Origin of the sequence: Daejeonella sp., from assembly GCF_049655485.1 — a bacterium.
Classification (GTDB): domain Bacteria; phylum Bacteroidota; class Bacteroidia; order Sphingobacteriales; family Sphingobacteriaceae; genus Daejeonella.
Genome location: NZ_JBASJU010000214.1, coordinates 1 through 11,724, shown reverse-complemented (window position 1 = coordinate 11,724; position 11,724 = coordinate 1). Strand labels below are relative to the sequence as shown.

Here is an 11,724-nt window from a genome sequence, read left to right as displayed (position 1 = left end):
AAAGAAAAGGTCTTTAAAACGATAGGATTTTCACTATTTGGGAGCCTTGACATGGCTTAAGATAAGCCCTAATTAGCTAATTCTCAAATTCTCTAATTAAGAAAAAAAATGGGCAAGCACCTTTTATCGCACCGCTACAACCTTCTACCCTTGCTGTGTTCCCACCCTGGGGGAGTTCAAAGGGAGCTGGTCGTAAAAGACTTGCCCGCGACAAAAGTAGGAAAAAATTGGAATTATAGGACCTAAGCTTGAAAATGATGTATGAAATATGAATTTGTTAATGAAAGGTCGATTATAATATGATATTAATAATTTCAAGGATATTTAATGCTAGTTTTTGATTGAATGGCAAAAATTATTGTAAATTAAGTAATCTACCTCATTTTCCTTATTTTAGAGGCTTTATTAATAAATGACTTTTGATGACAAATACTGACAGCCAGCAGCAAGGATTATATAGTGCGGATTACGAGCATGACGCTTGTGGAGTTGGTTTTATTGCGAATATTAAGGGACGGAAATCGCACCAGATCGTGAGTGATGCTCTTACTATTTTAGAAAACATGGAGCACCGGGGAGCTTGCGGATGTGATCCGGATTCTGGTGACGGTGCAGGAATTTTAATGCAGCTTCCGCATGAGTTTTTCAAGCTAGAGGCTCTGAAATTAAATATCAGTCTCGAAAAACCTGGCGCTTACGGTGTTGGAATGCTTTTTCTACCTAAGAAAGCAACGATAAAAGAAGCCTGCCGTGCGGCGATTGGGAAATGCGCCGAAAAGTTAGGCCTTAAAATTCTTGGGTACCGGATTGTTCCGATTAATAAAGGCATCGTTGGAGAGGCTTCCTTTTCAGCTGAGCCAGATATCGAACAGGTTTTCATTGAGAAGCCTGCTTCGCTTCATACACCAGAAGATTTCGAGCGTAAGTTATACGTGTTAAAAAACCTCATAACCAAAACAGTTCGTGAAACCGTAAAGGCCGCAGAACAGCAGTTTTATGTCTGCTCTCTTTCGCAAAACGTGATTATATATAAAGGTGAATTTACGAGCAGCCAGGTCAGGACGTATTTTCAAGACTTGAATAATAAGGAGCTTACCTCTGCTTTTGGTATGATCCATTCACGCTTTTCGACGAATACTTTTCCTTCATGGAGACTGGCCCAGCCATTCAGGTTTATCGCCCATAACGGTGAAATCAATACACTTAAAGGAAATTTGAACTGGTTTTATTCCGGGATTCGCTCTTTTGCCTCACCATTCTTCAGTAAGGATGAGATGGACATGCTGCTTCCTGTTATCGATAATAATCAGTCCGACTCAGCATGTCTGGATAATGTGGTAGAACTTCTTTTCCATTGCGGAAGGACGCTGCCTCACGTTATGATGATGCTGATTCCGGAAGCATGGGATGGAAATGAGCAGATGGATCCGGTTACTAAGGCATTCTATGAATATCATGCGACATTAATTGAACCATGGGATGGGCCTGCTGCGATTGCCTTTACAGACGGCCATATGATAGGGGCAACCCTCGACCGCAACGGCCTTCGTCCTCAGCGTTTTGTTATCACAAACGATGACCAGATTATTGTAGCTTCCGAGGCAGGGGTCTTACCCGTTGATGAATCTAAAGTAATTAAGAAAGGGCGCCTCCAGCCAGGTAAGATGTTGGTGGTAGATACCGTAAAAGGGGCTATTATCGAAGATGATGAGATAAAGAAACAGGTTACTTCCAGCCAGCCCTATGCAACCTGGCTCGATAACTATAAAATCAGGCTGGAAGATCTGGCTGAGCCCAGAGTGGCCTTTACCCAGATGTCGAACGAATCGACATTTAAATACCAGCAGGTATTTGGTTATTCAAGGGAAGATATAGATACCCTGATTAAACCAATGGCTCTTTTCGGAAAAGAAGCCATTGGTTCTATGGGCACTGATACTCCGCTTGCAGTATTTTCTGACCGCCCGCAGCATCTTTCAAACTATTTCAAACAGCTTTTTGCGCAGGTTACAAACCCTCCAATTGATCCGATCCGGGAGCGCCTGGTCATGAGCCTTGCGGGATTTATGGGCAATAACGGGAATATACTTGATGAAGATAAGATGCATTGCCACTGTGTTGCCTTACCGCATCCTGTATTAAGTAATACTGAGCTGGAAAAGATCAGAAGTATTGACACCGGATCTTTCCAGGCTAAGACATTACAGACCTATTTTAAAGCTGACGGCCAAGCGGGATCCCTTCAGCGGGGACTTGACCGCCTTTGCCGCTACGCAGAAGATGCCGTGCATGATGGATTTGAAGTTTTGATCTTGTCGGATCGGGCACTCGATTCCGAACATGCGCCAATGCCTTCATTATTGGCTGTTTCTGCTGTGCACCATCATCTCATTAAAAAGGGCTTGCGTGGAGCAGTGGGGATAATGGTCGAAGCTGGAGATGTATGGGAAGTACATCATTTCGCCTGTCTCATTGCATTCGGTGCGACGGCAGTCAACCCTTACCTTGCTCTGGCTACCATCCGCAAGCTAAAAACTGACGAAAAACTGGATACTACGCTGGACCTCAAATCGCTTTACAAGAACTATACTAAGGCTGTGAATGATGGCTTGCTGAAGATCTTTTCTAAAATGGGAATCTCTACCCTGCAGTCATACCACGGTGCTCAGATCTTCGAAATTCTGGGACTAAATAAAGAAGTGGTGGATCATTACTTTACCGGAACTGTATCCCGAATCGGCGGTCTCGGACTAGATGATATTGCGCAGGAAGCTTTACATAAACATTTTACCGGATTCAGAAGGACAGGTATTGAAACCAGGATCCTTCCCGCAGGCGGTGTTTACCAATGGAAACGTAAGGGTGAGGCCCATTTGTTTAATCCAGAGACCGTCCACCTCCTTCAGCATTCAACACGCACAAATAATTTCGAAGTTTATAAGAAATATGCATCTCATATAAATAAACAGACCGATAGTTTGTATACCATTCGCGGCCTTCTTGATTTTGCACATCACCGCCAGCCGGTGCCGATAGAAGAGGTTGAGCCAATTGAAGAAATTCTAAAGCGCTTTGCAACAGGCGCAATGTCTTTCGGTTCAATTTCACATGAGGCACACAGTACTCTCGCTATTGCGATGAACCGCATAGGAGCTAAAAGTAATACAGGAGAAGGCGGTGAGGATGAGCTAAGATATGAGATAATGCCGGATGGCGGATCAATGCGTTCAGCAATTAAGCAGATCGCTTCTGCGAGATTTGGTGTAACGGCGAATTATTTAGCTAATGCCGATGAGCTTCAAATTAAAATGGCTCAAGGGGCAAAACCAGGTGAAGGGGGTCAGCTTCCGGGAGATAAAGTGGATGAATGGATTGCAAAAGTTCGCCATGCAACACCGGGTGTCGGATTGATTTCGCCGCCGCCACACCATGATATTTATTCGATTGAGGATCTTGCCCAATTAATATTTGACCTGAAGAATGCTAACCGAGCTGCCAGGATCAGTGTGAAACTGGTTTCAAAAGCAGGTGTAGGTACTATTGCGGCCGGAGTAGCCAAAGCGCATGCCGATGTGATCCTTATTTCTGGTTACGATGGGGGTACTGGTGCTTCGCCACTTACTTCAATAGTCCATGCTGGTTTACCATGGGAGCTTGGACTTGCCGAGGCACAGCAGACTCTTGTGAAGAATAAACTTAGGAGCAGGGTGGTGCTGCAAACCGACGGACAGTTAAAAACCGGTAAAGACATCGCAATAGCAACTTTGCTGGGTGCAGAGGAATGGGGTGTGGCAACCGCTGCCCTTGTGGCCGGAGGTTGTATCATGATGCGTAAGTGTCACCTCAATACTTGTCCTGTAGGTGTTGCAACCCAGGATCCGGAATTGAGAAAGCTATTCAGCGGTAAACCTGAACATATCGTCAACCTTTTCAAATTTATAGCTGAGGAATTACGCGAGATTATGGCGGAACTTGGTTTCAGGACCATCAACGACATGGTGGGTAAAGTTCAGTTCCTAAAAATGAGGGATGATGTGGATCATTGGAAAATTAAAAACATTGATCTGTCGGGTATCCTATATTCTATGGATAATCCATCGGGCATGACTTTGTTTAACAGTGAAAAACAAGACCATGGCCTTGACAATGTAATCGACTGGCAATTGCTGGAAAAAGCAAAGGATGCTATTGATTCGAAAACACCGGTATTCGCTTCTTTCAATATTAAGAATACGGACCGTACAGCGGGTACGCTGTTGTCTAACGAGATAACTAAGAAGTATTTCTCCGCAGGGCTTCCGCAAAATACAATCAATTACAAATTTACAGGGTCTGCCGGACAAAGTTTTGGGGCATTTTGTACCAAAGGGATCTCGTTTGAACTTGAAGGTGAGGCCAATGATTACGTGGGTAAGGGTTTATCAGGAGCACAATTAGTGATATATCCATCAGTAAAAAACACTACCACACCGCAGGAAAATATCATTATCGGCAACGTTGCTTTATATGGCGCAACCTCGGGCGAACTGTTTGTTAGAGGTCAGGCTGGTGAACGTTTTGCAGTACGGAATTCGGGTGGTACAGCGGTAGTTGAAGGAGTGGGAGATCATGGATGTGAGTATATGACTGGCGGCCGGGCCCTGATTTTAGGTAAGACAGGCAGGAATTTCGCTGCAGGTATGAGCGGAGGTATTGCCTGGGTTCATGATCCGGACAATACTTTTATTTCGAATTGCAATTGTGAAATGGTAGATCTGGATCCGCTTTCTTCACAGGATGAAGAGGAAATCAAAAACTTACTTCACAAACATTCACAGCTCACGCAAAGCCAGGTGGCTAAGTATATTTTGGACGACTGGGAACAACAGTCAGTTTATTTCATAAAAGTATTCCCTAAGGAATACAAAAAAGTATTGAACCTTCAGAAAGTTCAGCAATCAGCAGGATAATGGGAAAACCAACAGGATTTAAGGAGTATGGCAGGGAGCTTCCTTCAAAAACAGCCCCTGCAGAGCGTGTCAAGAACTACAAGGAATTCGTTCATGAATATTCTCCGGAGAAATTGAACGAACAATCGGCAAGATGTATGAACTGCGGTATCCCATTTTGTCATTCTGGTTGTCCGCTGGGCAACGTAATACCGGAGTTTAACGACGCGGTATACCAGGGTAAATGGGAAGAAGCCTATTTGATCTTGAACTCAACTAATAATTTCCCGGAGTTTACTGGCCGTATTTGTCCTGCGCCCTGCGAAGCTGCCTGTGTGCTCGGTATTAATAAGCCGCCAGTAACCATAGAGGAAATTGAAAAGCATATTATAGAAATTGCTTTTTCAAAAGGATATGTTAAGCCGAATGCACCGATCCTTAGAACGGGTAAAAAGGTTGCAGTTGTCGGTTCCGGACCTGCCGGCTTAGCCGCTGCGGCACAGCTCAACAAGGCTGGGCATACCGTTACAATCTATGAACGGGATGACTTGCCGGGCGGGCTTCTGCGTTATGGTATTCCAGACTTTAAACTGGAGAAAACGATTATCGACCGTCGTTTGCAGGTGATGAAAGAGGAAGGTATTGAATTTGTATGTAACACTGAAGTTGGTGCTAACGGTAAGATGAAAGAATTCGTAGATCAGCACGACGCTATTATTATGGCTGCCGGAGCAACTATTCCACGAAACCTTAACATTCCTGGCCGCGACCTTAAAGGAGTTCATTTTGCGATGGATTTCCTTAAGCAACAGAATAAAACTGTAAGTAATATTGCTTTTCCTGATGAAAAGATCCTCGCTACGGAAAAAGATGTGATCGTAATAGGCGGGGGCGATACGGGTTCAGACTGTGTCGGAACTTCAAACCGTCAGCATGCCAATACGGTTAAGCAGTTTGAGCTACTGGCACAACCTCCGGCAGAACGCAGCGCGAATATGCCATGGCCAACATACCCTATGGTATTAAAAACAACAAGTTCCCATGAGGAAGGTTGCGAGCGATTCTGGGGTATCAATACCAAAGCGTTTTTGGGAAATGAAACTGGTGATCTTAGAGCAATTTTAGTGTCTGACGTGAGCTGGGAACTGGATCAAGCTGGGCGACCTATTAAATTTCTTGAGATTGAGGGTTCAGAACGGGAGCTTCCATGCCAGCTTGCCTTACTAGCAATGGGTTTCTTACATCCACAGCATCAGGGACTTATTGAAAACACGGGGCTTGAATTAGATGCCCGGGGAAATGTAAATGCAGTTGAAGGGCAATATGCCACTAACATCCCTAAAATATTCGCTGCAGGGGATATGCGCCGCGGGCAGTCGCTGGTTGTATGGGCTATTTCTGAAGGCCGTGAAGCCGCACGAAGAGCCGATGAATTTTTGATGGGGCGTTCGAGTTTGCCGAGTAAAGATCGGGTCATGGAATACATGATTGGCTAGTTTCAAACGGAAAAATGAAAACTGAATTTGAAGGAATGATGTCTAGGCATCTAGCACTTTTCACTTTTCAGTTTTCACTTTTCTTTATCCCAAGCCGCCACTGATCCTATGAAATATCCCGTTCCCATCCCAATTCCGTTTTTCTCCCAAAACCATCCGTTTTGATGCCCCGGTAATTTCATAACCACTTTCTAAAAGAAAGTCGATGCAAGCCTTATTTTCAGATGGAAAGCGGGCAAAAGGTTTGCTTCGCATTCTGATTTTCATAAGTTCAATACCAGCAAGCCTGGTTTTCGCCATTACGTAGCCGTCAAGGAGGGAAGGGAAGTATGCGCCTTGTATTTGTCCGTCTATGATGTAAACCAGGGAAGAATGGAGATGCGGTTCCAGGACCTTTATCCGGTATTCCGCTGAAATTTGCTTATCTAATGTGAGTAGTTCATCGCGAAAGCGAAAGTGATAGGGTACAACTGCAAATGGGTCCGAAAGATACTGGTCGGTATGACTTCCCAACATGTGTATATACTCAGTTTCTATTTCAAACCCTAATTTTTTATACACAGGATAGCCCATTTCTGTGGCATCCAGGTATATCGTTCGGAACCTCTCGGAATCCAGGTCTTCAATCAGCGCAGCGGTAATTTCCTTTCCCAGCCCTTTGTTTCGATGTTCAGGATGGACGATAATATGAGCAATCCATGCCGAGTCCTGATGCTGAATCGTCGCCCCAACGGCTAGTATTTTACCATGTTCCGAAATTTTTAGTGCTTTGCAGAATTCTGCTGCCGAATAAAAATAGAAATGAGGCTTAATATCCGTCCAATTTTCTGGCTGGAGTTGTCGGAGCAGGTCGATATCTGAATTTTGTATTTCTTCTATCTTCATAAGCCAAAAAGGATATTAAACAGGGCTTGTAATTCTAGAGTTAAGTTTTGAAAAAAAATCCCATAACACTATCCCTGCAGATACCACAATATTGAACGAATGCTTAGTCCCAAACTGTGGGATCTCAATGCATTTATCAGCCAATTTCATTGCTTCATCACTAACACCCTGAACCTCGTTACCGAAGATCAGGGCATATTTTTCAGAGATATTTGGAAGATGGTCGTTTAACATCAGGCTGTTTTCTGCCTGTTCAATTGCGATGATAATATATCCTAAATCTTTAAGTTCGTTAATGGCCTCATGTACTGATTCGTAATATACCCAGTCGATCGATTGAGTTGCCCCCAAAGCAGTTTTTTCGATATCGCGATGTGGTGGCTGTGCGGTGATGCCACATAAGCAAATTTTCTCCACTGCAAAACCATCAGAAGTACGAAATATGGACCCGATATTGTGCATACTGCGCACGTTATCGAGTATGACTACCAATGGTAATTTTTCCTGTTTTTTAAAGTCGTCGATACCAACCCGCCCGAGTTCATCCAGTTTTAATTTCCGCATGTTCAAAAATAGCGGGATTTTTTCCACTTCCGTATAGGCTCAAGGTAATTAATCAGCATGAATCCGAGCGAGGAGCAAATGCATATTCCGGTAAGAAACCACCAGAATAATCTGAAACCGCCTTGTTGAATCAATATAGCTCCATAAATTGGCCCTATTATCTGTGCGGTGGACCAGGCTATGGTGTATAATGCGGAATATTCACCCCGGTTGCTTTCGTTCGATCTGCTGATCCAGAACGCATTCATGAATGGCATAGAGAGCATTTCGCCCAAAGTAATCAGTACAACTGAAATTACTGCTGCCCATGCTACCGGGGGCAATACATTCAAGGCAACATAGCTTAAGGAGGCTACTAAAATCCCAAGGGAGATAAAAAATAATGGACTCCGCTTACCTTCCAGGTTGTGGACGAGGACCATTTCCGTCGCTACAATAATAATCCCGTTTAAGGCCATCAATCCGCCGATGAATTGTTCGGTGAAATGCCATTCAGATTTAAAGAATACAGGCTGTAAGATAAAAAACTGGAAGAAAGAAGAAGCAAAAGGGATAGTGAGAAAGATAAATGCCAGATATAGCTTATCGCGATAAGCTGAATGGGCGATGGGTTTGATTGATACCTCTTTTGCGGCTTTTTCCTTTCTAACGTCTGGCAGTAATTTAAACAGGAGTATTCCAGCCAGAATGTTGGTTAAACCGTCGACATAAAATAATAGGTGATAGTCTATAGAAGCGATAAATCCCCCAAGGGCACCGCCAAAAGACCATCCCAGGTTGATAGCCAGACGATGTAATGAATATGCCCTCGTCCTGGCACTTTCGGAACTATAATGTGCGATAGCGGCTGAATTTGCGGGCCGGAAAGATTCATTACACATGCTAAGCAAAAAAGTTCCTGCCGCCAGACTTAAGAATGTTTCCAGAAAAGCCAGGGAAATGAATAACACCCCTCCGCTGAATAAAGCACCCAGCTGCAAGTGGTAAAATCCAAGTTTGTCCGTAATTTTCCCGCCGAAAAATGCTCCTAAAATGGATCCGACGCCAAATAATGACATGATGATCCCTGCCTGGACGATCGTGAAGCCGAGTTGCTGAGTGCAGTATATGGTCATGAAAGGAACGACCATCGTGCCGCTCCTGTTGATAAACATGACAACAGATAAGTACCAGTTTTCTCTGCTTAAGCCCGCGTAAGCGTTCTTATATAATTCTATTGGGTTGGCAATCACAATTCAAATATAATTTATTTAGAGATTAGAGGCCGGTGATTGTTACCAGTGAGAGCGATGGTAATTCGTACTATGTAACAGGCATCTTGCCGATTAAAACAAATATGAACAGATTCATATACATATTCCTGTTCCCGGTATGTGTATTGACTGGAATTGGTTTATTCCAGCTAATATTTAGAATTTTTGGCGAAAGTGTTTCGTTTGGATATCAGGTTACATTGGTGTTGTGTTCGGTATTGTCATGTGGTTTTCGGAAGCTAAATTGTTTATTGTTGTGAGTAGGAAAATGAAATGAAAAAGCCCCGATCAAAATCAGGGCTTTTAAAGTCATTGGTTTAAGGTGTTAGTTCTTCGTACTGGTCTCTTTTTTCTCAACATTTTCTTCCTTTAGTTTTATTTCCTCAGCCTTCTTCTGTATCTCTTCTATTTGCTTTTTCCATTCCGGAGAATCAAACTTCTTCCTGATCTCCTCTGAATTTATCTTCATCTCCTCGAACTTCTTTTTCCATTCAGGAGAGTCAAATTGTTTTCTCATGTGTTCTGACTGAATTTGCATATCCTCAATTTTCTTTTTCCATTCCGGAGAGTCGAATTGCTTCTTCATTTCCAGGGAATGCTGCTTCATATCTTCAATCTTTTTCTTCCATTCCGGGCTGTCGAATTCTTTTTGCATGGCCAGGGCATGCGACTTCATTTGTTCGGCATTAGCTTCCATGTCGGTCATTTTCTTTTTCCACTCAGGGCTGTTGAAATGCTTTTTCATTTCTTCAGCATGGCTCTTCATTTCTTCCATATGCTTCTTCCATTCCGGGCTGCTGAACTTCTTTTTTAATTTATTTGTGTCCGTCGGAAAAGGAATTGCAGGCGGGGCAGGAAGAGGAGGGGCCGACATGAACGGAACAGCTGGCACATTTGGAGCGGGGGGGGCCGTAGCGACGTCCTGCTTAGGAAACGTCGCTGGGGTAGGAGGTGCCGGCGGAGCTTCCGCAGGGTTTGGAAGAGCCGGCAGTTTCAACCGAACAGTATCAGTGCTGGATTCATAAACTGTTATACTATTTTGCTTCTTAAGTCCTTGTTCAGCCGGAATTATCCAGGCAAGAGAAAGGCACACAGCGATGACTGTTAATGATGTAAACAGATGTTGTTTTGGATTTGAGTTCTTTGGTTTCATGGTCGTAAGTCGTTTTATACGGTTTAACAATGTGTATTTCTCTTCGCCTGAAGCGTAAAGGGATAAACTGAGTTTGTTGGTATTATTCTCAGCTATTTGTAGTAGTGCCTGGGCATAAATTAAAGGATTGCTTGTGTTTTGGAGCACGAGATCATCGCAGCAGAACTCTCGCTCTCTTCGGATTTCTTTTCCAAGGAACCATATCACCGGGTTAAAGAACAGAACCATTTCCATAATCCTTTGAATGATGTTGAATAGATAATCGTTCCGTCGGATATGCGCCATTTCATGTAATAAAATCGCTTCAACTTCTGCCGGGCTTAGGTGGTTAATAATCGCGACCGGAAGCACTATGATCGGTTTAATAAAGCCAATAGTGCATGGAACCAGGGTATCATAACATATGGTTAGTTTGACTTTATTTTTAAGATCAAGTTTGCTTGCAAGGATATTGAGTTGTGGGTTCCAACTTAAGTCGACATTTTGCAGGCTTTTTTTCCGGATGATATTGATACGCAATAATCCAAACAGAAGCATTCCTAATTGAACCAGGAGACCTGCTATATACAAGACTGCTATCCAGGTGGAGAAGCCAGGTAATAAAGATTCTGCATATAATGGTACCACCAAAGATGATTTGTTTTGGAACGCTGGCATCTGTTCCATGCTTTCGAGTTTTTCTAGTCCTGTGAGATAAGCATCCGAAAAGGAAAAGATAAAACTTGCAAAGATCCATATCATTCCTACATAGAGAATTTTATAGCGCTCGGATGAAGGCAATTCGGGAAAGGCTTTCAAAATAAGTTTCACGAATGCGTACACTAACAAACCATGGAATATAGAGTAGAAGATAACTTCACTCAAGGCGGTGAACAGGACTGTGAGTTCCATATTTTTACTTCTTATCTAAAGATTCAAGGTATTTTTTAATCATTTCAATTTCTTCCCTGGAAGAGTTTTTATTGCTTAATGCCTGCATCACTAATTGCGCTGCCGAGCCATTGAAAACCGTATCAATTAAGGAGTCAATCAAATTTTGACTGGTAGACGACTGCGATATCAAGGCTTTGTATATGTGCGTACGGCTACTCGTTTCTCTTTCCAGGAGGCCTTTTTCATGCATGATCTGCATCAATTTTAGCGTGGTGGTATAGCCAATCTCTGTACCCTTATCTTTGGATAGCTCTTCATTTACTTCCCTTACCGTCGCCGATCCGCGCTTCCACACGACCTGCAATATCTCTAATTCACTGTTTGTTGGCTTGACATTCATAGTAATACGAATTGTTTCGTATGCAATTATACGAACAGTTTCGTATAATAAAAATTATTTCACATTTTTTAACATTTAACTCAGCTGACGGTGGACCGTTGACAGTTCACCTTCGATAAGGCCTCCGGAATTATTTGGAGGTCTTTCTCTGTCAACCGTCAACCGTCAACTG

The 11,724-nt window shown here is 43.2% G+C and carries 7 protein-coding genes and 1 other RNA gene; 2 read left to right on the top strand and 6 right to left on the bottom strand.

Annotation, left to right across the window (positions count from 1 at the left end; translation table 11 throughout):
• Positions 1-107 precede the first annotated feature (107 nt).
• Positions 108-207: signal recognition particle sRNA small type (ffs, locus tag WBJ10_RS09100), an RNA gene on the bottom strand.
• A gap of 215 nt (positions 208-422) precedes the next feature.
• On the opposite strand from ffs, the gene gltB reads away from it, so the two are divergent.
• On the top strand, positions 423-4,949 hold the full coding sequence (gltB, locus tag WBJ10_RS09095) for a glutamate synthase large subunit (RefSeq protein ID WP_424289504.1): 4,527 nt from the start codon (positions 423-425) through the stop codon (positions 4,947-4,949).
• A complete protein-coding gene (locus tag WBJ10_RS09090; protein ID WP_424289502.1) occupies positions 4,949-6,424 on the top strand; it encodes a glutamate synthase subunit beta in 1,476 nt (491 codons plus the stop codon). Before gltB ends, WBJ10_RS09090 begins: the two co-directional genes overlap by 1 nt.
• Before the next feature lie 84 nt (positions 6,425-6,508).
• Here WBJ10_RS09090 and WBJ10_RS09085 read toward each other — a convergent pair whose 3' ends face one another.
• The 5 genes from WBJ10_RS09085 to WBJ10_RS09065 form a co-directional block, all read right to left on the bottom strand.
• Positions 6,509-7,309, bottom strand: coding sequence for a GNAT family N-acetyltransferase (locus tag WBJ10_RS09085; protein WP_424289500.1), 801 nt, complete (start codon positions 7,307-7,309; stop codon positions 6,509-6,511).
• A 15-nt stretch (positions 7,310-7,324) separates the two neighbouring features.
• Complete coding sequence (locus tag WBJ10_RS09080; RefSeq protein ID WP_424289498.1) at positions 7,325-7,873, bottom strand: RNA methyltransferase; 549 nt, start codon at positions 7,871-7,873, stop codon at positions 7,325-7,327.
• 2 nt (positions 7,874-7,875) lie between these two features.
• A complete protein-coding gene (locus tag WBJ10_RS09075; protein ID WP_424289496.1) occupies positions 7,876-9,105 on the bottom strand; it encodes an MDR family MFS transporter in 1,230 nt (409 codons plus the stop codon).
• Between the two features lie 346 nt (positions 9,106-9,451).
• Positions 9,452-11,170 carry a M56 family metallopeptidase gene (locus WBJ10_RS09070; protein ID WP_424289494.1) on the bottom strand — a complete coding sequence of 573 codons (1,719 nt, stop codon included), beginning with the start codon at positions 11,168-11,170 and terminating at the stop codon, positions 9,452-9,454.
• 4 nt (positions 11,171-11,174) lie between these two features.
• Positions 11,175-11,552: a BlaI/MecI/CopY family transcriptional regulator gene (locus WBJ10_RS09065; RefSeq protein WP_424289492.1), complete on the bottom strand. Its 378-nt coding sequence runs from the start codon at positions 11,550-11,552 to the stop codon at positions 11,175-11,177.
• Positions 11,553-11,724: the final 172 nt, after the last annotated feature.